The sequence below is a fragment of the Klebsiella sp. H-Nf2 genome (assembly GCF_002806645.1).
Lineage (GTDB): Bacteria > Pseudomonadota > Gammaproteobacteria > Enterobacterales > Enterobacteriaceae > Klebsiella > Klebsiella variicola.
Map to the genome: position 1 here is coordinate 103836 of NZ_PIBL01000009.1, position 21544 is coordinate 125379.

Genomic DNA, 21544 nt, shown 5'->3' on the forward strand with positions numbered 1-21544 from the left:
ATGAGCAGAATGAGAAATCTATTACCTATTGCCCTGTTCACATTGATGCTGTCACCGTTAGCCGCGTTCGCCCAGCAGCAGTTTTCTACCCCGGAACAGGCCGCGAGCGCGCTGGCTGAGGCGCTCAGTCAGCAAAATGAAGCGGCGCTGAGCAAGGTGCTCGGTGATAACTGGCAGCAATTTTTACCGCCCGATGGGATCGACCCCAGCGCCGTCGACCGCTTTCAGCGCGACTGGCAGGTGAAACATGTCATCGTGCAGCAGGGTGATAACGCCTGGCTCGACGTCGGCAGCGAGGCATGGCGGCTGCCTGTGCCTATCGTAAAAACGTCTCAGGGCTGGCGCTTTGATATGGCTGCAGGCGAAGAGGAGATCCTCACCCGCGCCATCGGTCGCAATGAGCTGTCAGCGATAGCCGCCATGCACGCTTACGTTGATGCCCAGCAGGATTACTACCAGCTGAACCACCGCTGGGCGCAGAAAATCATCAGCAGTGAAGGCAAAAAAGATGGGTTGTACTGGCCGACGTCGCCGGGTGAAACGCCCAGCCCGCTGGGGCCAGCTTTCAGCCCGACGGAGCCCGGTACCGGTTATCATGGCTATCGTTTCCGCATTATCGCAGGCCGCGAAGACCAGGATACGGCCTTGCTGGCCTGGCCTGTGGAATGGGGCGAAACCGGGGTGATGAGCTTTATGATCGATCAGCACGATACCGTTTATCAGGCTAATCTCGGTGAAGAGAGCGCCGCAAAAGCGCAGGCCATCACGCGCTTTGCCCCCAATGCTGACGCCGGCTGGCAGGTTGTCAAACCATAAAAAAACGCCAGGTTGCCCTCAAGCAACCTGGCGTTTCTATTCGCTTAGCCCTGATGGGGCATCAGAGACGGGTCGCCGGCAAAAGTCGGCTTTGTGCTGGATAATGCTGCTTCATCAGCGCTGATGCTTCCGGAGTTCGCCGCCCATACCCCTTCATTGCTCTTTGTCACCTGCTGATGCTGGGCATTCAGATCCTGGCCCATCGCCGCGATATGGGTCGTTTCCGTACCACCGCTGTTGTCCGCCCAGGGAATGGTCACGTCAGCCGCGCAGGCCACACCGGATAAGCACGTTGCAGCGACCAGCGCTGCGGTTAAAAAGCGTTTCATCTCACACCTCAATCATATCGTTAACTGCCTATAAGTTTATGGCGTGACTATTTTCAAAGTATGTATAAGGTGTAGCGGTTTATGAACGGTGACATAGTTCTAAACATCAGGCATAAAAAAAGCGGCTCCGGGAGCCGCTTATGCTTTTTGCCTGAAAGAAAAAGTTACTTTTTCTTCGCTTTGGCGTTTGGCAGATCGGTGATGCTGCCTTCGAAGACTTCTGCCGCCAGGCCAACGGACTCGTGCAGAGTCGGGTGAGCGTGGATGGTCAGCGCGATGTCTTCAGCGTCGCAGCCCATTTCGATAGCCAGACCGATTTCACCCAGCAGCTCGCCGCCGTTGGTGCCGACAATCGCGCCGCCGATAACACGGTGGGTCTCTTTGTCGAAGATCAGTTTGGTCATACCGTCTGCGCAGTCGGAAGCGATAGCACGGCCGGAAGCAGCCCACGGGAAGGTGGCGGTTTCGTAGCTGATGCCTTTCTCTTTCGCTTCTTTCTCAGTCAGACCAACCCATGCCACTTCTGGCTCGGTGTAGGCGATGGACGGGATCACTTTCGGATCGAAGTAGTGTTTCAGACCAGAGATAACTTCTGCGGCAACGTGACCTTCATGCACGCCTTTGTGCGCCAGCATCGGCTGACCGACGATATCGCCGATAGCAAAGATGTGCGGCACGTTGGTGCGCATTTGTTTGTCAACGCGGATGAAGCCACGATCGTCCACTTCCACGCCAGCTTTGCCTGCATCAAGGTTTTTGCCGTTCGGTACGCGACCGATAGCCACCAGCACGGCGTCGTAACGCTGTGCTTCAGCCGGCGCTTTTTTGCCTTCCATGGAAACGTAAATACCGTCTTCTTTCGCTTCAACGGCAGTCACTTTGGTTTCCAGCATCAGGTTGAATTTCTTGCTGATGCGTTTAGTGAAGACTTTCACCACGTCTTTATCGGCCGCCGGGATAACCTGGTCGAACATTTCAACCACGTCAATCTCTGAACCCAGCGCATGGTATACGGTACCCATTTCCAGACCGATGATACCGCCACCCATGACCAGCATGCGTTTCGGTACGGATTTCAGTTCCAGAGCGTCGGTGGAATCCCATACGCGCGGATCTTCATGCGGGATAAACGGCAGCTGAATCGGACGGGAGCCCGCCGCGATGATCGCGTTGTCGAAGTTGATCACGGTTTTACCGTTTTCGCCTTCCACTTCCAGGGTGTTGGCGCCGGTAAATTTACCCAGACCGTTAACCACTTTCACTTTACGGCCTTTGGCCATACCAGCCAGGCCGCCGGTCAGTTGAGTGATAACTTTTTCTTTCCAGGTGCGGATCTTGTCAATGTCGGTTTTCGGTTCGCCGAAAACGATGCCGTGATCGGCCAACGCTTTCGCTTCTTCGATAACTTTTGCCACGTGCAGCAGCGCTTTAGACGGGATACAACCCACGTTCAGACAAACACCACCGAGGGTGCTGTAACGTTCTACGATGACGGTTTCCAGACCTAAATCAGCGCAACGGAAGGCTGCAGAGTAACCTGCGGGGCCTGCCCCAAGTACCACGACCTGAGTTTTGATTTCAGTACTCATCATGACCTCTGTAATTTATATCCGGCGGGTCTGACGCTATTATTCTTACGCCCAAGTCCACCGGGACGTTCTATCCGCGTGTATTTTACAAAATTGTTAACAATTTTTAAACAACAAACGGCAAACGATTTTGTCCTTTGTTGCTGATAATCCCCAACAGCCTGAGATTATCAGAAAAAAGCCGGCCGTCAGGCCGGCTTTTTCGATTACATCACCAGGCGGCGAATGTCGCTCAAGGTGTTGTTAATGATGGTAATGAAGCGGGCACCATCAGCACCGTCGATGACGCGGTGGTCGAAGGACAGAGAGATCGGCATCATCAGACGCGGAACGAACTCTTTACCATTCCATACCGGCTCCATCGCGGACTTAGACACGCCCAGGATGGCCACTTCCGGCGCGTTAACAATCGGCGCGAAGTGGGTGGTACCCAGGCCGCCGATGCTGGAGATGGTGAAGCAACCGCCCTGCATTTCGCCAGCCGTCAGCTTGCCATCGCGCGCTTTCTTCGAGATGGTGGTCAGTTCACGAGACAGCTCGGTGATGCTCTTCTTATTCACGTCTTTGAAGACCGGAACCACCAGACCGTTCGGGGTATCAACCGCCACACCGATGTTGATGTATTTCTTCAGCGTCAGACGCTGACCATCTTCGGAGAGCGAGCTGTTGAAGCGCGGCATCTGCTCAAGCGCAGCGGCAACGGCTTTCATGATGAAGACCACTGGGGTGAATTTCACGTCCAGTTTACGCTTCTCAGCTTCGGCGTTCTGCTGCTTACGGAACGCTTCCAGATCGGTGATATCGGTTTTGTCGAAGTGGGTAACGTGCGGGATCATCACCCAGTTACGGCTCAGGTTAGCACCAGAGATTTTCTGGATACGACCCAGTTCCACTTCTTCGATTTCACCAAACTTGCTGAAGTCAACCTTCGGCCATGGCAGCATGCCCGGGATACCGCCGCCAGCGGCAGCCGCCGGTGCGGATTCAGCGCGTTTAACCGCGTCTTTCACATAAGCCTGAACGTCTTCGCGCAGGATACGACCTTTACGGCCGGTGCCTTTCACTTTCGCCAGGTTAACGCCGAACTCGCGCGCCAGGCGGCGAATCAGCGGAGTCGCGTGAACGTAAGCATCGTTTTCAGCGAATTCGGTTTTGCCTTCTGCTTTCGCAGCCGGTGCAGCGGCAGGCTTAGCAGCCTGAGCCGGTGCAGCAGCCGGTGTCGGAGCAGCAGCTTGAGCCGGAGCGGCGGCAGGCGCAGCGCCTTCCACTTCGAAGACCATGATCAGGGAACCGGTTTTGACTTTATCGCCGGTGCTGATTTTGATCTCTTTGACGGTGCCTGCGAACGGCGCCGGCACTTCCATAGACGCTTTGTCGCCTTCGACGGTGATCAGGGACTGCTCGGCAGCCACTTTATCGCCGACTTTAACCATCACTTCAGTGACTTCAACTTCATCACCGCCGATGTCCGGGACGTTAACGTCTTTCGCGCCAGCGGCGGCAGCCGGTGCCGCGGCAGCCGGAGCGGCAGCTTGTGCCGGAGCAGCGGCAGGCGCAGCGCCCGCCACTTCGAAGATCATGATCAGGGAACCGGTGGACACTTTATCGCCGGTGTTGATTTTGATCTCTTTCACGGTACCCGCGAACGGCGCCGGCACTTCCATAGAGGCTTTATCGCCTTCTACGGTGATCAGGGATTGCTCAGCGGCGATGGTGTCGCCCACTTTAACCATGATCTCAGTGACTTCAACTTCATCGCCGCCGATATCCGGGACGTGAACTTCTTTCGCTGCCGCGGCAGCTGCTGGCGCAGCCGCAGCCGGAGCGGCTTCTTTCTTCTCTTCCTGCGCAGGTGCAGCGGCTGCTGCACCCTCGGCGGAATCGAAAATCATAATCAGTTTGCCAGTCTCGGTTTTGTCGCCGACGGAGACTTTAATCTCTTTCACGACGCCAGCCTGCGGAGACGGGACTTCCATAGAGGCTTTATCGCCTTCTACGGTGATCAGCGACTGTTCAGCTTCTACTTTGTCGCCAACTTTGACCAGGATCTCGGTGATTTCAACTTCATCAGCCCCGATGTCCGGTACTTTGATTTCGATAGCCATTATTCTTTTACCTCTTACGCCAGACGCGGGTTAACTTTTTCTGCATCGATGTCGAATTTAGCGATAGCGTCAGCCACCACTTTCTTATCGATTTCACCACGTTTAGCCAGTTCGCCCAGCGCCGCAACAACCACATAGGAAGCATCGACTTCGAAGTGGTGACGCAGGTTTTCACGGCTGTCGGAACGACCGAAGCCATCGGTACCCAGTACACGGTAATCATCAGCCGGTACATAAGTACGAACCTGCTCGGCGAACAGTTTCATATAGTCAGTGGATGCCACGGCCGGAGCGTCGTTCATCACCTGAGCGATGTACGGCACGCGCGGGGTTTCCAGCGGGTGCAGCATGTTCCAGCGTTCGCAATCCTGGCCATCACGCGCCAGTTCGGTGAAGGAGGTGACGCTATAGACGTCAGAGCCCACGCCGTAGTCTTTCGCCAGGATCTGCGCTGCTTCACGAACGTGACGCAGGATAGAACCGGAGCCCAGCAGCTGAACTTTACCTTTGCTACCTTCGATGGTTTCAAGTTTGTAGATACCTTTACGGATACCTTCCTCGGCGCCTTCCGGCATGGCCGGCATATGGTAGTTTTCGTTCAGCGTAGTGATGTAGTAGTAAACGTTCTCTTGCGCTTCGCCGTACATACGTACCAGACCGTCATGCATGATGACCGCCACTTCGTACGCGTAAGACGGGTCGTAGGAGATGCAGTTCGGGATAGTCAGCGACTGAATATGGCTGTGGCCATCTTCGTGCTGCAGACCTTCACCGTTCAGCGTTGTACGACCGGAAGTACCACCGATCAGGAAGCCGCGAGCCTGCTGGTCGCCTGCCTGCCAGCACAGGTCGCCGATACGCTGGAACCCGAACATCGAGTAGTAGATGTAGAACGGGATCATCGGCAGGTTGTTGGTGCTGTAAGAGGTCGCCGCAGCCAGCCAGGATGCGCCTGCGCCCAGCTCGTTGATCCCTTCCTGCAGAATCTGGCCTTTCTCGTCTTCTTTATAGTAGGCAACCTGCTCACGGTCCTGCGGGGTGTACTGCTGGCCGTTCGGGCTGTAAATACCGATCTGACGGAACAGACCTTCCATACCGAAAGTACGCGCTTCGTCGGCGATGATCGGCACGAGGCGGTCTTTGATGGATTTGTTCTTCAGCATCACGTTCAGGGCACGAACGAACGCGATAGTGGTAGAGATCTCTTTATTCTGCTCTTCCAGCAGCGGAGCGAAATCTTCCAGCGTCGGCAGCTCCAGCTTCTCAGAGAAGTTCGGCTGACGGCTCGGCAGATAGCCGTGCAGTTTCTGACGCTGGGCGTGCAGATAGGTGTGCTCTTCGGAACCTTCCGGGAAGGTGACGTACGGCAGTTTTTCGAGATCGGCATCGGCAACCGGCACGTTGAAACGATCGCGGACGTAACGAACGCCGTCCATGTTCATTTTCTTAACCTGGTGGGCGATGTTTTTACCTTCAGCGGTGTCACCCATGCCGTAACCTTTAATGGTATGGGCGAGGATTACGGTAGCTTTGCCTTTGGTTTCCTGCGCTTTTTTCAGTGCAGCGTAAACTTTCTTCGGATCGTGGCCGCCGCGGTTCAGGGCCCAAATCTGCTCGTCAGTCCAGTCGGCAACCAGCGCTGCGGTCTCCGGATATTTACCGAAGAAGTGCTCGCGGACGTAAGCACCGTCTTTGGATTTGAAGGTCTGGTAATCGCCGTCAACGGTTTCTTCCATCAGCTGAATCAGCTTACCGCTGGTGTCTTTACGCAGCAGCTCATCCCAACGACCGCCCCAGATAACCTTGATAACGTTCCAGCCAGCACCACCGAAGATGCCTTCCAGTTCGTTAATGATTTTGCCGTTACCCGTCACCGGGCCGTCAAGGCGCTGCAGGTTACAGTTGATAACGAAGACCAGGTTGTCCAGCTTCTCACGGGTGGCGATGGTGATCGCACCTTTAGATTCCGGCTCGTCCATCTCACCGTCGCCCAGGAAAGCATAAACGGTTTGTTTGGAGGTGTCTTTCAGACCACGGTGTTCCAGATATTTCAGGAACTTAGCCTGATAAATCGCCCCGATTGGGCCCAGGCCCATCGAAACGGTCGGGAACTGCCAGAATTCCGGCATCAGTTTCGGGTGCGGATAAGAGGACAGACCTTTACCGTGAACTTCCTGACGGAAATTGTTCATCTGCTCTTCAGTCAGACGACCTTCCAGGAAAGCACGCGCATATACGCCCGGAGAGATGTGACCCTGGAAGTAAACCAGGTCGCCGCCATCCTGCTCGTTGCGTGCACGGAAGAAGTGGTTGAAGCACACTTCGTAGAAGGTTGCAGAAGACTGGAAGGACGCCATGTGGCCGCCCAGTTCGAGATCTTTTTTCGATGCGCGCAGAACGGTCATGATCGCGTTCCAGCGGATCGCAGAACGGATACGACGTTCCAGATCCAGATTACCCGGATATTCCGGTTCATCTTCAACGGCAATAGTGTTTACGTAACCGCCGGTCGATGCGCCAGCAGCCACTTTCACCCCGCCTTTGCGGGCTTCAGAAAGGAGTTGGTCAATAAGATACTGAGCACGCTCAACACCTTCTTCACGGATGACCGATTCGATCGCCTGTAGCCAGTCGCGAGTTTCGATCGGATCCACGTCATTTGGTAAACGTTCTGACATGGGGGGTATTCCTTATCTATCTAATCGTTGATTAATCTGGAACCTGTCCCATTGAACTCTTTGCTCTTCACGTTTGAACAACCAAAAATTCAATAAGACAGGTTCTGCGTTTAGTTGCCGCGCTCTAAAAATGGCGCTTAAGAACCGGAGTTCTCGTCCTTTCGTTGCTGTAAACGACGCAGTGAGCGTTCTCTACGACTCTGCTCACGGCTACGGTCCAGCAAAATTTCCTCAATGAACGCCAGGTGACGGTGCGACGCCTCACGCGCCTGCTCCGGCTCCCCGGCCATTATCGCCTCGAAAATGCGAGTACGATGGTTGCTGACCAACGGGAGCATCTCCCGGCGGGCATACAGCAATTCAAAGTTCTGACGAACGTTTTGTGCCAGCATCGGCTCCATACACCTTAGCAGATGGAGCAAAACCACATTGTGTGCCGCCTCGGTGACGGCGATTTGATACTGGACGACGGCGCCGGACTCAGCGTCCAGATCGCCCGACTGCTGAGCGCGTTCAATAGCCTGATGCAGCTCGCGGATACGATCGCGATCTTCATCATTGCTGCGCAGCGCCGCGTAATAAGCCGCGATGCCTTCCAGCGCGTGACGGGTCTCTAGCAGATCGAATTGGGATTCAGGGTGATCGGACAGCAGCTCGACCAGCGGATCGCTGAAGCTCTGCCACAGGCGGCTCTGAACAAACGTTCCACCTCCCTGACGACGAAGCAACAAGCCCTTGGCTTCGAGGCGTTGAATCGCCTCACGCAGCGAGGGGCGGGAAACGTCGAACTGCTTAGCCAGTTCGCGTTCGGGCGGAAGTTTTTCACCGGGGCGCAAGGTCCCCTCAAGGATCAGAAACTCCAGCTGCTGCTCTATCACATCGGATAATTTTGGTTGGCGGATTTTGCTGTAGGCCATATTCCCTGTCTCTGCCATTAGCCCGGAGTCAATTGGTCTTACCAATTTAAAGTTCGTAGCGCTAAAGTAACAAAGTATTCACCTTCTGTCCATACAGGTTTTGATTGAAATCAGTAAACCGCGGACATTTTAACAACCTTACAGAAATAACATTTCAGAAATGTAACCTTGCACAAATGTTACGTTTACTCACAAAGGGGTAGCGTTAACTTTATGGAAACGAAAAATTACGCTATCTGAACCGATTCAACTGCGCCACAAATGAATAAAAAATCAAATTAACAGAATAGATAACCACTCATGGGTAATGCGACGGAATAATACTGAATGTGTCTATTGATGTCTTTTTAGACACATCGTCATCATCCCTTCATAAAGCAGGTGCATTCGGTCGCGCTTAACACTATTCTCCCTCAGACGAAAGGCCTTTTTTTGAATTACCGCACCGCCTTCCGTAAACAAAACAATACAGAAACGGAAGTCGATAAATACACAAACACAACAATATGTGCGCGCCATCACTCAGGTAAAAAGTGGGCCACTTCGCCCAAATTTTCGCTGGCTATGCTTTCTGGCAGGGACAGCAGAGAAGCAGCAACCTGACGGATGACGTACACAAAAAATAACCACACACGAGGTTTCATATGGAAGGTCAACAGCACGGCGATCGGCTGAAGCGCGGCCTGAAAAACCGCCACATTCAGCTTATCGCGCTGGGCGGGGCTATCGGCACCGGCCTGTTTCTGGGAAGCGCGTCCGTCATTCAGTCCGCCGGCCCGGGTATCATTCTTGGTTACGCTATCGCCGGCTTTATCGCCTTTCTGATCATGCGTCAGTTGGGTGAGATGGTGGTGGAAGAGCCGGTAGCGGGTTCGTTCAGCCACTTCGCATATAAATACTGGGGCGGCTTTGCCGGCTTCGCTTCCGGCTGGAACTACTGGGTGCTGTATGTCCTGGTGGCCATGGCGGAACTCACCGCCGTCGGCAAATATATCCAGTTCTGGTGGCCGGAAATCCCGACCTGGGCCTCGGCGGCGGTCTTCTTCATCGCTATCAACGCCATTAACCTGACCAACGTGAAAGTGTTCGGGGAAATGGAGTTCTGGTTCGCGATTATCAAAGTGGTCGCCGTGGTGGCGATGATTCTGTTCGGCGGCTGGCTGCTGTTCAGCGGCAACGGCGGCCCGCAGGCGACGGTACGTAACCTGTGGGATCAGGGTGGCTTCCTGCCGCACGGCTTTACCGGACTGGTAATGATGATGGCGATCATCATGTTCTCCTTCGGCGGTCTGGAGCTGGTGGGGATCACCGCGGCGGAAGCGGATAATCCGGAGCAAAGCATTCCGAAAGCCACCAACCAGGTTATCTACCGTATCCTGATCTTCTATGTTGGCTCGCTGGCGGTGCTGCTCTCCCTGCTGCCGTGGACCCGCGTGACCGCGGACACCAGCCCATTCGTCCTGATTTTCCATGAGCTTGGCGATACGCTGGTGGCAAATGCCCTTAACGTCGTGGTGCTGACGGCGGCTCTGTCGGTTTATAACAGCTGCGTCTACTGCAACAGCCGTATGCTGTTCGGCCTTGCCCAGCAGGGTAACGCGCCGAAAGCGCTGCTCAGCGTCGACAAACGCGGCGTGCCGGTGAATACCATCCTCGTCTCGGCCCTGGTGACCGCGCTGTGCGTACTGATAAACTACCTGGCGCCGGAATCCGCCTTCGGCCTGTTGATGGCGCTGGTGGTCTCGGCCCTGGTTATCAACTGGGCGATGATCAGCCTGGCGCATATGAAATTCCGTCGCGCCAAACAGCAGCAGGGGGTCACCACTCGCTTCCCTGCCCTCTTCTACCCGCTGGGTAACTGGGTGTGCCTGCTGTTTATGGCGGCAGTGCTGGTGATTATGCTGATGACCCCGGGGATGGCGATTTCCGTTTGGCTGATCCCGGTATGGATTGCGGTGCTGGGCGTGGGCTATCTGTTTAAACAGAAAGCCGCCGCCACCATAAAAGCACAATAATACATCTCATAAATATTTCTCTTTGCTCTGCGCCCCTCCCTGAATAACGGGCGCAGAGCATTGTTATCTGCTTCACACTTTCCCCTCCATAGCTGATATATCCATATCGTTAACGAGTTCCTGCAACGTATTTCCCTCGATAGCAGCCAATAATTCTCTCCATACTGCAACGGAGAGACCGCACATGGCAGACAATAGACTATCAATAAAGGAAAAGATTGGTTACGGGATGGGTGATGCCGGATGCAATATCATATTTGGCGCCATCATGCTGTTTGTTAACTATTTTTATACCGATATCTTCGGCCTGGCGCCGGCGCTGGTCGGCGTACTGCTGTTGTCGGTGCGCGTCATCGATGCGGTGACCGATCCGATTATGGGCGCCCTTGCCGACCGTACCCGCAGTAAATATGGCCGCTTTCGTCCATGGCTACTGTGGATTGCCTTCCCCTACGCCCTGTTCAGCGTGCTGATGTTCACTACTCCTGAGTGGACCTATAACAGCAAAGTTATCTATGCGTTCGTGACCTACTTTCTGCTGTCGGTGACCTATACCGCGATTAACATCCCCTACTGCTCGCTGGGAACGGTGATGACTGCTGATCCGAAAGAACGCGTTGCCTGCCAGTCCTATCGTTTTGTGATGGTGGGTATCGCCACGCTGCTGCTGTCATTGACGCTGCTGCCAATGGCCGACTGGTTCGGCGGCGCCGATAAAGCGAAGGGCTACCAGATGGCGATGACCGTGCTGGCCTTTATCGGCATGTGTATGTTCCTGTTCTGCTTCGCTACCGTGCGTGAACGCATACACCCGGCGGTGCAGACGAATGATGAACTGAAAAAAGACCTCAAAGACGTGTGGAAAAATGACCAGTGGGTGCGCATCCTGCTGCTCACGCTGTGCAACGTCTGCCCGGGCTTTATTCGCATGGCCGCCACCATGTATTACGTCACCTGGGTGATGGGACAAAGCACCCATTTTGCCACCCTGTTTATCAGCCTCGGCGTGGTCGGGATGATGATTGGCAGCATGCTGGCGAAAGTCCTCACCGACCGCTGGTGCAAACTGCAGGTTTTCTTCTGGACCAACATCGTGCTGGCGATTTTCTCCTGCGCCTTCTATTTCTTTAATCCGCACGCCACCACGCTGATTATGGTGCTCTACTTCCTGCTCAACATCCTGCATCAGATCCCCTCTCCGCTGCACTGGTCGCTGATGTCCGACGTTGACGACTATGGCGAGTGGAAAACCGGTAAGCGCATCACCGGCATTAGCTTCTCCGGCAATCTGTTCTTCCTCAAGGTCGGCCTGGCGGTCGCCGGAGCAATGGTAGGTTTCCTGCTGTCATGGTACGGCTACGACGCCGGCGCGAAAGCGCAAAGCGCCTCCGCCCTCAACGGCATCGTGCTCCTATTCTCGGTCATCCCCGGCGTCGGCTATCTGATCACCGCCGGCGTGGTGCGCCTGCTCAAGGTTGACCGCACCCTGATGCGCCAGATTCAGAGCGATTTAGAGAAGCGCCGCAGCAACTACAGCGAGCTGAACGAATACCAGGAACTGAAAACCAGTGAACACGTAAGGAAAGCCTGATGAACAACTGGCCAAACCCCTTTATTGAACAGCGTGCAGACCCCTTTATTCTGCGCCATCTTAGCCACTACTACTTTATTGCCTCGGTGCCGGAATACGACCGGCTGGAGATCCGGCGCGCGACAACCCTTGAAGGATTGCGCGATGCTGAACCAGTGGTGGTCTGGCGCGCGCCGCAAAGCGGGCCGATGAGCCAGCTGATTTGGGCGCCGGAGCTGCATGAAATAGACGGTAAGTGGTATATCTATTTTGCCGCTACCCATACCCACGATCTGGATGCGCTGGGGATGTTCCAGCATCGCATGTTCGTTCTCGAGTGCGCCGACAGCGATCCGCTGACCGGTCGCTGGCAGGAAAAAGGCCAGGTGGTCACGCCTTTCGATACCTTCGCCCTCGATGCCACTACTTTTATCCATCAGGGCAAACGCTGGTATCTGTGGGCGCAAAAATCCCCGCATATTGAAGGCAACTCAAACCTGTATCTTGCTGAAATGGCCAACCCGTGGACGCTAAAAGGCGAGCCGGTCATGCTGAGCAAGCCGGAGTTCGACTGGGAGTGCCGGGGATTTAAGGTCAACGAAGGTCCTGCGGTGCTGGTGCATGGCGATAAGCTGTTCATCAGCTATTCCGCCAGCGCCACCGATGAAAACTACTGCATGGGGTTACTCTGGATCGATCTGCAGGCCGATCCGCTGCAACCGACGAACTGGCATAAAGCCCCGCAGCCGGTCTTTCGTACCAGCTATGAAAACCACCAGTATGGCCCAGGCCATAATAGTTTTACCCAAACGCCGGAAGGAGAAGATGTGCTGGTGTATCACGCGCGGAATTACACCGAGATAGAAGGCGATCCGCTGTATGACCCCAATCGCCATACGCGGTTAAAACTCGTCAGCTGGAGGGAGGACGGGATGCCCGACTTCGGCATCCCGCCGGCGGATACGCTGTAGCGGTTCGCTATGACACCCGCTGGCGCGGGTTCTGCAGGCCGGGTCAGGCGCAGCCGCCACCCGGCAACAAGAGTCCCGCTGGTGCGTGCATCGTGGCAGGCAGAGTGCGGGCTCAGGCCGTTAAACCAGGGTACCGTAAATCGTCAGCAGCGCCATGATCACCACCACCACCAGCGAGGTTTTCTTGGCCATCGATACCGCGGCTTTTGGCGTCGCCACTTTATCCACATGCGGTTCACGGGCCAGGGAATACTGCGCCAGGCGGGTCAATACCTGATACTGCGACGAATGGCGGTCACCTAGCGAGGCAAACCACGCCGGAAGGGCTTTCTCACCATGTCCCACCAGGGCATAGACCACCCCCACCAGACGCACCGGCAGCCAGTCCACGATATGCAAGATACCATCGATTCCGGACTGCAAACGGTGATGCGGCGTCTGGTAGCGCGCCAGCCACGTCTGCCAGGCCCGCAGTACGCTGTAAGCGATAAGCGTCAGAGGGCCCCACGCCCCACCCACGACAAACCAGAAAAGCGGCGCCAAATAGTAGCGATAGTTAATCCACAGCAGCGCATTTTGCAGTTCGCTAAGGTATTCACGCTCATCACAGCCCGGCGGTACGCCGTGGATCAGCGTCAGCTCGCTGGCCATGGCATCGCAGGCTCGACTGTCATTGCGCGACGCCGCTTTCAGATAGGCATGATAATGCAGCCGAACCTTGCCTGCCCCGATGCACAGCAGGCCCAGCAAGATCCAGAACACCAGCAATGGTATGTTAAATAGCTGCCCTTGCAGCAGGCGCTGAATGAGATACACCACCACGACAGCCACCACCGTCATCAGCAGCGTGCCCAGCAGCGAAAAGTGTTTTATCCGGCGGAACACCACCTCCAGCCGATGATCAAGCTGCCAGTGTTCGCCCAGCTTAAACAGCCGTTCGGCGATAAGCACCAGCAGCGTCGTAAACAGCGTCATGAGGTCTCCTTATCTGACGGCGCACTGAGTAGCGCCCGGAATTTTATCCAGTCAAAGGCCGGTCCTGGATCGGTTTTCCGCACGGGCGCGATATCGCTGTGGCCCGCGATGTTTTCGGCAATAGCAGGATAAATCGTGATAAGCAGTTCCGTCACCGCCGCCAGCTGCTGGTACTGCGCATCGGTATACGCCAGAGTATCCGTGCCTTCCAACTCAATGCCGATGGAAAAGTCATTGCAGCGTTCGCGCCCCTGATAGCAGGAGACCCCCGCATGCCACGCACGCTTATCGAAAGGCACATACTGCACGATTTCGCCATCACGGCGAATCAGACAATGTGCCGAAACGCGCAGATGAGCAATCTCGGCAAAGAAAGGATGCGCATGCGGATCCAGGGTGCCAGTGAACAGCGCATCAATCCACGGACCACCAAATTCACCCGGTGGCAGGCTAATGTTATGCACCACCAGTAAGGAAGGGGCTTCTTCATCCGGACGGCAGTCATGGTGCGGCGAGGGAACCCGACGCGCGCCGACCAGCCATCCCTCGTTCAACTGCATGCGGGATCTCCTTTCGCGAACTCATGCTTCCGGGCCACACGCCGGCCCAAAGGATGAAGTGTGTATGGTACTGAAACGTCGTTCAGGTTAGCATGTTTCCCACTTCTGAATCTTATCTATCTGGAGCTTTATCATGTCGCCTCGTCGTTACAACCCCGACCGCCGCCGTGACGTGCTGCTGGAACGTATTAATCTCGATATTACCGATGCTGTCGCACACTCCCTGCGGGAAGATTTGGGCGGCGAAGTCGACGCCAACAACGATATTAGCGCGCAATTATTGCCGCAGGATGCACACTCCCATGCGGTGGTCATTACCCGCGAAGATGGCGTCTTCTGTGGCAAACGTTGGGTGGAAGAGGTCTTCATTCAGCTCGCCGGTGACGACGTGAACATCACCTGGCACGTGGCCGACGGCGATGCGGTCAAAGCCGATCAGCCGCTGTTTGAACTCGAAGGTCCGTCGCGTATTCTGCTCACCGGCGAACGAACGGCGCTGAACTTTGTGCAAACCCTCTCCGGCGTCGCCAGCGTCGTCCGTCGCTACGTCGACCTGCTGGCCGGGACCAAAACCCAACTCCTGGATACGCGTAAAACGCTGCCAGGGCTGCGTACTGCGCTAAAATACGCGGTACTCTGCGGCGGCGGCGCCAACCATCGACTGGGCCTGTTCGACGCTTTCCTGATTAAAGAAAACCATATCATCGCCTCCGGCTCGATCCGTCAGGCGGTGGAAAAGGCGTTCTGGCTACATCCTGATGTGCCGGTGGAAGTGGAAGTGGAAACCCTGGATGAGCTGGAGCAGGCGTTAAAAGCCGGGGCCGATATCATTATGCTCGATAACTTCACCACCGATCTGATGCGCGAGGCGGTGAAAATCACCGCAGGCCAGGCGGCGCTGGAGGTCTCCGGTAACGTCACCTTTGACACCATCCGCGAATTTGCCGACACCGGCGTCGACTATATCTCTGTCGGTGCCCTGACCAAACATGTGCAGGCGCTCGACCTGTCGATGCGTTTTCGCTAAGCAATTGGCCTTCACGCCTCCGGGCGTGAGGGCCTGAATTTGCGAGCCGACTCGCAGCCGTTCATGCCCACCATGTAATCAAAGTAAAAACCCTGGAATCTGGTTTCCCGGATCGTTTTCGCCTTCTCGCCTGACATCCCGAATCCCGTCACAGTGCTCCTGTCACAACAAGGAGCAACTTATGGATAAACAACGTGGTTTCACCCTGATTGAACTGATGGTGGTCATTGGGATCATCGCTATTCTCAGCGCCATCGGCATCCCGGCCTACCAGAACTACCTGCGTAAAGCCGCCCTCACCGACCTGCTGCAGACCTTTGTCCCCTATCGGACGGCCATCGAACTTTGCGCGCTGGATCATGGCGGCCTGACGCCATGCGACGGCGGCAGCAACGGCATTCCCTCGCCGACAACCACGCGCTACCTCTCAGCCATGAGCGTAGCCAAAGGGGTCGTCACCCTCACCGGCCAGGAAAGCCTGAACGGACTAGGCGTCACTCTGACGCCGACCTGGGATAACGCCGAGGGCGTCACTGGCTGGCAGCGCGTCTGCACCATCACCAGCAACAGCGCCCTTCAGCAGGCCTGCGAAGACGTCTTCCGGGTGAAGTAAGGGAAAACACATGAAAACAGAACAACTGATCCCTCTCTGCCGCCGCTATCACGCCATGCTGCTGCATAGCGACGAGCAGACAATAGCCATTGCGGTGGTCGATACCCCACCGGCGGAGCTGATGGAGGCGCTGCGCTTCGCGACGCAAAAGCGAATCGATATTGAATGCTGGAGCCAGGAACAGATGGACAAGCGCCTGCAGGCCCAGGAAAAGCAGGCGCAACTGGCGCAAAACGCGGGGCCAGAGAATATCGCCGAACGGGTCAACCAGATCCTCGAACAGGCTCTGCGTCAGCGGGCGTCCGATATTCATATCGAACCCACGGAAACGCACTTGCGCATCCGCCTGCGGGTCGATGGCGTCCTTCACGCCCTGCCGTTGCTGGCCCCCGAGCTGGCCGCACCGGTTATCGCGCGACTCAAGGTGATGGCCAGTCTGGATATCGCCGAGCATCGTTTACCACAGGATGGTCAGTTCGCGCTGAACCTCGGCGGTCGACCACTCTCCTTTCGCATCGCCACTCTGCCCTGCCGCTATGGCGAAAAAATTGTTCTGCGTCTTCTGCATCAGGTTGACCAGGCCCTGGATCTGGAGGGCCTCGGGCTCTCCTCTTCCCAGCTGGCGGCCTTTCGCCAGGCGCTGAATCAGCCGCAGGGTCTACTGCTGGTCACCGGCCCTACCGGAAGCGGTAAAACGGTGACCCTCTACAGCGCCCTGCAGGCCAGAAACCAGGAGCAAGTGAACATCTGTAGTGTGGAGGATCCGCTGGAGATCCCCATTGCCGGGATGAATCAGACGCAAATTAATCCGCGTTCCGGACTCACCTTTCACAGCGTACTTCGTGCCCTGTTACGCCAGGATCCGGATATTGTCATGGTAGGCGAGGTCCGCGATGCCGAGACCGCTGAAATCGCGCTCAAAGCCGCTCAGACCGGCCACCTGGTGCTTTCCACCTTGCACACCAACTCCACCAGCGAAACCCTTACTCGCCTGCAGCAAATGGGCATTGCCCGCTGGATGATATCTTCAGCGCTCTCGCTGGTTATCGCCCAGCGCCTGGTCCGCAAGCTGTGCCCCCACTGTCGGCGCAATGTCGGTAGCGCCGCCGACCTGCCGCACAGCCTGTGGCCGCGCCCGCTGCCGCGCTGGCAGGCGGCTGGCTGCGAACACTGTTATCACGGTTATCACGGCAGGCTGGCGCTGTTTGAGGTCATGCCTGTCACCCCCGGGTTACGCCAGGGAATAGTCCAGGGGCTGAATGCCATTGAGATTGAATCTCTGGCGCGAGCCGCGGGGATGATGACGCTTTTTGAAAGCGGTTGTCAGGCTATCGAACAGGGGCTGACCAGCCTTGAAGAGGTGGTGCGGGTGCTGGGGATCCCCCATGGCGACTAAACGTCTCTGGCGCTGGCGCGGTATCGATGCGCACGGCGCCCCGAGCCAGGGGATGCTATGGCAAACCAGTCGTCTGGAGGTGCTGCATCACCTGCAGCAGCAGCATGTCATGCCGCTGGCCGTGCGCCGCTGTGCAGTGAAGTTGAGCCTCTGGCACCCTCGCTACAGTAGCGAAACGATCCGTCAGCTCGCCACCTTGCTGCAGGCTGGCCTGCCGCTGGCGGACGGTTTATCGCTACTGGCGCAGCAGCAACCACACCCGCAATGGCAAGCCCTGCTTGAGGCCCTGGGCCGCGAGCTGGCTCAGGGTGTAGCTTTCTCTACCGCGCTGGCGCAGTGGCCGCAAGCCTTTCCGCCACTTTATCTGGCGATGATTAGCACCGGCGAACTGACGGGCAAGCTCGATATCTGCTGCCTGCAGTTGGCCAACCAACAGCAGGAGCAGCAGCGGCTCGCCGGCAAGGTCAAAAAAGCGCTGCGTTACCCGCTGATTGTGCTCGCCCTGGCGCTGCTGGTGGTGCTGGGGATGCTCTATTTTGTCCTGCCCGAGTTCACCGCCATCTACCAGACGTTCAGTACGCCGCTGCCGCTGTTGACGCGGATGGTCGTTGCGGCAGGCGACATGCTCAGTCGCGGCTGGCCGCTACTGCTGGCCCTTTTCCTGAGCCCGCTGCTGCTCAACCAGCTGGTCCGGCGGCGTAGCGACTGGTTGCTGCGTCGCCAGCGGCTGCTGAACGCGCTCCCTCTCATCGGCCCCCTGCTCGGCGGCCAACAGCTGAGCCTGATCTTCACCGTCCTGGCGTTAACCCAAAGCGCCGGTATTAGCTTTCTGCAGGGGCTGCAAAGTGTGGAAGCAACCCTGTCGTGTCCGCTCTGGCGCCAGCGCCTGGCGCAAGCCCGTGCGCTGATAGCCCAGGGGGAACCGATTTGGCAGGCGTTAAGCCGGTGCGGCGGTTTTACTCCGCTGTGCCTGCAGCTCATCCGTACGGGTGAAAGCGCGGGGGCCCTGGATCAGATGCTGGAAAATCTGGCGCGCCATCATCGAGAGCAAACGCATCAGCGAGCCGACAGTCTGGCTGCGCATCTCGAACCCCTCATGCTGGTGATAACCGGCTCACTGGTCGGCATCCTGGTGGTGGCGATGTATTTGCCTGTTTTTCATCTGGGCGATGCCATTGGTGGGGCGGGAGGGTGAGAAACGCTGGCGCAGCACAGGCGCCAGCGAAGCCGATTACAGGCTATTGAATATCCGGTTCTCTTGTTCCTGAACGCGGATAAAGGTCGTCCGTTTGGTCAGCTCTTTCAGACGCGAAGCGCCAACATAGGTGCAGGCTGAACGCAGGCCGCCAAGGATATCGCGAGCAGTATTGTCCACCGGGCCACGCAGCGGCAGCTTAACGGTTTTCCCTTCCGCCGCGCGGTATTTCGCGACACCGCCCACATGGCGCGTCATCGCCGACTCGGAGCTCATGCCATAGAACAGCATGAATTTTTCCCCGTTCTCTTCAACGATAGTTCCGCCGCTCTCCTCATGGCCCGCCAGCATGCCGCCGAGCATCACGAAATCGGCGCCGCCGCCGAAAGCTTTCGCCACATCGCCCGGCATGGTGCATCCGCCGTCGCTAATGATCTGGCCGCCCAGGCCATGTGCCGCATCAGCGCACTCGATCACGGCGGAGAGCTGCGGATAGCCGACGCCAGTTTTGACGCGGGTAGTGCAGACGGAACCCGGGCCAATCCCGACTTTCACAATATCGGCGCCGGAGAGGATCAGCTCTTCGCACATTTCACCGGTGACCACGTTCCCGGCGATAATGGTTTTCTGCGGCCAGGCTTCACGGGCTTTCGCCACAAACTGCACAAAGTGCTCAGAGTAGCCGTTAGCCACGTCGATGCACACAAAGTTCAGTTGCGGATTCTGAGAGAGGATCTGTTGGGTCTTTTCGAAATCGGCATCGGAAGTGCCGGTGGAAACCATCACATGCTTGAGGACGTCTGCGGATGCGCCCTGTACAAACGCCTGCCATTCCTCAACGGTGTAGTGCTTGTGTACCGCGGTCAGAATACCAAAAGTGGCCAGCGCTTTCGCCATACTGAAGGTGCCGACGGTATCCATGTTGGCCGCAATAATTGGCACACCGGACCAGGTCTGGCCTGAATGTTTAAAAGTGAATTCACGTTCTAGCTCAACATCAGAACGGCTTTTGAGAGTAGAGCGTTTCGGGCGGATAAGAACGTCTTTGAAACCAAGCTTCAGATCTTCTTCAATACGCATGTGCGAATTCCTGGGGTTAATTGCATTATTGTGAGAGCACAACTCCAGTGACGTTATCATACGCACGAATCAGGCCTGCGCAAGACTGCGATTTTCACTTTTTTTACGCTACAATCGTATAAATTTACCTGGTGAATGGAGAAAAAAGCACTTATGCCTTTCCCCGCCAGCGTATTATTTTTAACCATTTGATTTGCTTGATTAAAAGAAACAGAATAGCGGGCGGCGATCCCGGTTGACACGTGACTATCACGATATGATCACTATCACCTCTCCGACGTGCGGCCAGTCATCGCTGTCTGAATGCAAAAAATACGAGCAATCCGTTTCAGGGTCAGAAGATATGGGGTACACAGTCGCGTTAACAGGTGGGATCGGCAGCGGTAAAAGCACTGTCGCCGACGCCTTCGCGCAGCTCGGGGTTAACGTTGTTGATGCCGATGTTATCGCCCGCCAGGTGGTCGAACCTGGCACCCCGGCGCTCCAGGCCATCGCCAGCCACTTTGGGTCGCAGATGATTGCCCCCGACGGCACGCTGAACCGCCGCCTGCTGCGGGAAAAAATTTTTGCTCACGTGGAGGATAAAGCCTGGCTTAACGCGCTGTTACATCCGCTGATCCAGCAGGAAACGCGCCGCCAGATGCAGGCTGCTACCTCCCCTTATCTCCTCTGGGTCGTACCTTTGCTGGTCGAAAACCGCCTGTCCGGCCAGGCCGATCGCGTACTGGTCGTCGATGTGCCAAAAGAAACGCAGATCGAACGCACCATGCTGCGTGACAAGGTCAGCCGCGAACATGCTGAACATATTCTTGCCGCTCAGGCCACGCGCGAGCAGCGCCTGGCCGTCGCGGACGATGTTATTGAAAACACTGGCACGCCGGATGCAGTGGCATCGGATGTTGCCCGCCTGCACGAAAAGTATTTAACGCTGGCATCGCAGGCCGCCTCACAGGAAAACTCGTAATGCATACCCCCGTTCTGTTTGAACATCCTCTTAATGAGAAAATGCGTACCTGGCTGCGCATCGAATTTCTGATCCAGCAGATGGCTTTCCATCCGATGATTGCCACTCATGCCGATGCGCTCCATTTTTTCCGTAACGCCGGCGATCTGCTGGATGTGCTGGAGCGTGGCGAGGTGCGTACCGACCTGGTTAAAGAACTGGAGCGCCAGCAGCGCAAGCTCCAGTCCTGGGCAGAAGTGCCGGGCGTCGATCAGGAGCGTATTAACGAGCTGCGCCAGCAACTGAAACAGTCCTCCAGCACCCTGATGGCCGCGCCGCGTATTGGTCAGTTTCTGCGGGAAGATCGCCTGATTGCGCTGGTGCGTCAGCGCCTGAGTATTCCAGGCGGCTGCTGCAGCTTCGATTTACCGACCCTGCATATCTGGCTCCATATGCCACAGGCGCATCGAGACGAGCAGGTGGCCAGCTGGCTTACCAGCCTCGATCCGCTGGTACAGTCCCTGAACCTGATCCTCGACCTGATCCGTAACTCTGCGCCGTTTCGTAAACAGACCAGCCTCAATGGTTTTTACCAGGATAATGGCGATGATGCTGACCTGCTACGCCTGCGTCTCGATCTGGCTCACCAGCTGTATCCGCAGATCTCCGGCCATAAGAGCCGTTTCGCCATCCGCTTCATGCCGCTGGATAGTGAGTATGGGATCGTGCCGGAGCGCTTTGATTTTGAACTGGCCTGCTGCTAAG

Annotated in this window: 18 protein-coding genes; 10 read left to right on the forward strand and 8 right to left on the reverse strand. The window is 56.4% G+C overall.

Annotated features, from left to right (window positions below; genetic code table 11):
* Positions 1-9 precede the first annotated feature (9 nt).
* Complete coding sequence (locus CWM58_RS19930; RefSeq protein WP_100681609.1) at positions 10-816, forward strand: DUF2950 family protein; 807 nt, start codon at positions 10-12, stop codon at positions 814-816.
* A 44-nt stretch (positions 817-860) separates the two neighbouring features.
* Here CWM58_RS19930 and CWM58_RS19935 read toward each other — a convergent pair whose 3' ends face one another.
* The 5 genes from CWM58_RS19935 to pdhR form a co-directional block, all read right to left on the reverse strand.
* Positions 861-1145, reverse strand: a complete 285-nt coding sequence (locus tag CWM58_RS19935) for a hypothetical protein (RefSeq protein WP_100681610.1) — start codon at positions 1143-1145, stop codon at positions 861-863.
* A 164-nt stretch (positions 1146-1309) separates the two neighbouring features.
* Complete coding sequence (gene lpdA, locus CWM58_RS19940; protein WP_061155744.1) at positions 1310-2734, reverse strand: dihydrolipoyl dehydrogenase; 1425 nt, start codon at positions 2732-2734, stop codon at positions 1310-1312.
* A 206-nt stretch (positions 2735-2940) separates the two neighbouring features.
* Positions 2941-4839 (reverse strand): pyruvate dehydrogenase complex dihydrolipoyllysine-residue acetyltransferase, encoded by a 1899-nt coding sequence (gene aceF / locus CWM58_RS19945; RefSeq protein WP_061155745.1) that lies wholly within the window; start codon positions 4837-4839, stop codon positions 2941-2943.
* Positions 4840-4853: 14 nt separating this feature from the next.
* Entirely contained in the window at positions 4854-7517 is a 2664-nt protein-coding gene (aceE, locus tag CWM58_RS19950) for a pyruvate dehydrogenase (acetyl-transferring), homodimeric type (protein ID WP_061155746.1), read from the reverse strand.
* Between the two features lie 137 nt (positions 7518-7654).
* Positions 7655-8434 (reverse strand): pyruvate dehydrogenase complex transcriptional repressor PdhR, encoded by a 780-nt coding sequence (gene pdhR / locus CWM58_RS19955; protein WP_002888699.1) that lies wholly within the window; start codon positions 8432-8434, stop codon positions 7655-7657.
* Between the two features lie 644 nt (positions 8435-9078).
* Between pdhR and aroP the strand changes: the two genes are divergently transcribed.
* From aroP to CWM58_RS19970, 3 genes are all read left to right on the forward strand, one after another.
* Entirely contained in the window at positions 9079-10449 is a 1371-nt protein-coding gene (aroP, locus tag CWM58_RS19960) for an aromatic amino acid transporter AroP (RefSeq protein WP_008807413.1), read from the forward strand.
* 184 nt (positions 10450-10633) lie between these two features.
* On the forward strand, positions 10634-12040 hold the full coding sequence (locus tag CWM58_RS19965) for a glycoside-pentoside-hexuronide (GPH):cation symporter (protein WP_008807414.1): 1407 nt from the start codon (positions 10634-10636) through the stop codon (positions 12038-12040).
* Complete coding sequence (locus CWM58_RS19970; protein WP_100681611.1) at positions 12040-12990, forward strand: family 43 glycosylhydrolase; 951 nt, start codon at positions 12040-12042, stop codon at positions 12988-12990. Before CWM58_RS19965 ends, CWM58_RS19970 begins: the two co-directional genes overlap by 1 nt.
* A gap of 120 nt (positions 12991-13110) precedes the next feature.
* On the opposite strand, the gene ampE is transcribed toward CWM58_RS19970, so the two are convergent.
* Together ampE and ampD are read right to left on the reverse strand one after the other, a co-directional pair.
* Positions 13111-13965, reverse strand: a complete 855-nt coding sequence (gene ampE / locus CWM58_RS19975) for a beta-lactamase regulator AmpE (protein WP_061155750.1) — start codon at positions 13963-13965, stop codon at positions 13111-13113.
* Entirely contained in the window at positions 13962-14525 is a 564-nt protein-coding gene (gene ampD, locus CWM58_RS19980; protein ID WP_008807417.1) for a 1,6-anhydro-N-acetylmuramyl-L-alanine amidase AmpD, read from the reverse strand. The genes ampE and ampD overlap by 4 nt, the downstream gene beginning before the upstream one ends.
* Positions 14526-14658: 133 nt before the next feature.
* On the opposite strand from ampD, the gene nadC reads away from it, so the two are divergent.
* The 4 genes from nadC to hofC all read left to right on the forward strand — a co-directional run bounded on the left by nadC (position 14659) and on the right by hofC (position 18756).
* Positions 14659-15552: a carboxylating nicotinate-nucleotide diphosphorylase gene (gene nadC / locus CWM58_RS19985; protein ID WP_061155751.1), complete on the forward strand. Its 894-nt coding sequence runs from the start codon at positions 14659-14661 to the stop codon at positions 15550-15552.
* Between the two features lie 181 nt (positions 15553-15733).
* Positions 15734-16165, forward strand: a complete 432-nt coding sequence (gene ppdD, locus CWM58_RS19990; RefSeq protein ID WP_061155752.1) for a prepilin peptidase-dependent pilin — start codon at positions 15734-15736, stop codon at positions 16163-16165.
* Positions 16166-16175: 10 nt separating this feature from the next.
* Positions 16176-17561, forward strand: coding sequence for a type II secretion system protein GspE (gene gspE, locus CWM58_RS19995; protein WP_100681612.1), 1386 nt, complete (start codon positions 16176-16178; stop codon positions 17559-17561).
* Positions 17551-18756: a protein transport protein HofC gene (hofC, locus tag CWM58_RS20000; protein WP_100681613.1), complete on the forward strand. Its 1206-nt coding sequence runs from the start codon at positions 17551-17553 to the stop codon at positions 18754-18756. The genes gspE and hofC overlap by 11 nt, the downstream gene beginning before the upstream one ends.
* A gap of 36 nt (positions 18757-18792) precedes the next feature.
* Here hofC and CWM58_RS20005 read toward each other — a convergent pair whose 3' ends face one another.
* On the reverse strand, positions 18793-19836 hold the full coding sequence (locus CWM58_RS20005; protein ID WP_008807421.1) for a GMP reductase: 1044 nt from the start codon (positions 19834-19836) through the stop codon (positions 18793-18795).
* 343 nt (positions 19837-20179) lie between these two features.
* On the opposite strand from CWM58_RS20005, the gene coaE reads away from it, so the two are divergent.
* Positions 20180-20800 (forward strand): dephospho-CoA kinase, encoded by a 621-nt coding sequence (coaE, locus tag CWM58_RS20010; RefSeq protein WP_061155756.1) that lies wholly within the window; start codon positions 20180-20182, stop codon positions 20798-20800.
* Positions 20800-21543: a cell division protein ZapD gene (gene zapD, locus CWM58_RS20015; protein WP_061155757.1), complete on the forward strand. Its 744-nt coding sequence runs from the start codon at positions 20800-20802 to the stop codon at positions 21541-21543. Before coaE ends, zapD begins: the two co-directional genes overlap by 1 nt.
* Position 21544: the final 1 nt, after the last annotated feature.

Coding starts and splice junctions, on each gene's coding strand:
- CWM58_RS19930 (WP_100681609.1), top strand. CDS start 10: ATGAGAAATCTATTACCTATTGCCCTGTTCACATTGATGCTGTCACCG.
- CWM58_RS19935 (WP_100681610.1), bottom strand. CDS start 1,145: ATGAAACGCTTTTTAACCGCAGCGCTGGTCGCTGCAACGTGCTTATCC.
- lpdA (WP_061155744.1), bottom strand. CDS start 2,734: ATGAGTACTGAAATCAAAACTCAGGTCGTGGTACTTGGGGCAGGCCCC.
- aceF (WP_061155745.1), bottom strand. CDS start 4,839: ATGGCTATCGAAATCAAAGTACCGGACATCGGGGCTGATGAAGTTGAA.
- aceE (WP_061155746.1), bottom strand. CDS start 7,517: ATGTCAGAACGTTTACCAAATGACGTGGATCCGATCGAAACTCGCGAC.
- pdhR (WP_002888699.1), bottom strand. CDS start 8,434: ATGGCCTACAGCAAAATCCGCCAACCAAAATTATCCGATGTGATAGAG.
- aroP (WP_008807413.1), top strand. CDS start 9,079: ATGGAAGGTCAACAGCACGGCGATCGGCTGAAGCGCGGCCTGAAAAAC.
- CWM58_RS19965 (WP_008807414.1), top strand. CDS start 10,634: ATGGCAGACAATAGACTATCAATAAAGGAAAAGATTGGTTACGGGATG.
- CWM58_RS19970 (WP_100681611.1), top strand. CDS start 12,040: ATGAACAACTGGCCAAACCCCTTTATTGAACAGCGTGCAGACCCCTTT.
- ampE (WP_061155750.1), bottom strand. CDS start 13,965: ATGACGCTGTTTACGACGCTGCTGGTGCTTATCGCCGAACGGCTGTTT.
- ampD (WP_008807417.1), bottom strand. CDS start 14,525: ATGCAGTTGAACGAGGGATGGCTGGTCGGCGCGCGTCGGGTTCCCTCG.
- nadC (WP_061155751.1), top strand. CDS start 14,659: ATGTCGCCTCGTCGTTACAACCCCGACCGCCGCCGTGACGTGCTGCTG.
- ppdD (WP_061155752.1), top strand. CDS start 15,734: ATGGATAAACAACGTGGTTTCACCCTGATTGAACTGATGGTGGTCATT.
- gspE (WP_100681612.1), top strand. CDS start 16,176: ATGAAAACAGAACAACTGATCCCTCTCTGCCGCCGCTATCACGCCATG.
- hofC (WP_100681613.1), top strand. CDS start 17,551: ATGGCGACTAAACGTCTCTGGCGCTGGCGCGGTATCGATGCGCACGGC.
- CWM58_RS20005 (WP_008807421.1), bottom strand. CDS start 19,836: ATGCGTATTGAAGAAGATCTGAAGCTTGGTTTCAAAGACGTTCTTATC.
- coaE (WP_061155756.1), top strand. CDS start 20,180: ATGGGGTACACAGTCGCGTTAACAGGTGGGATCGGCAGCGGTAAAAGC.
- zapD (WP_061155757.1), top strand. CDS start 20,800: ATGCATACCCCCGTTCTGTTTGAACATCCTCTTAATGAGAAAATGCGT.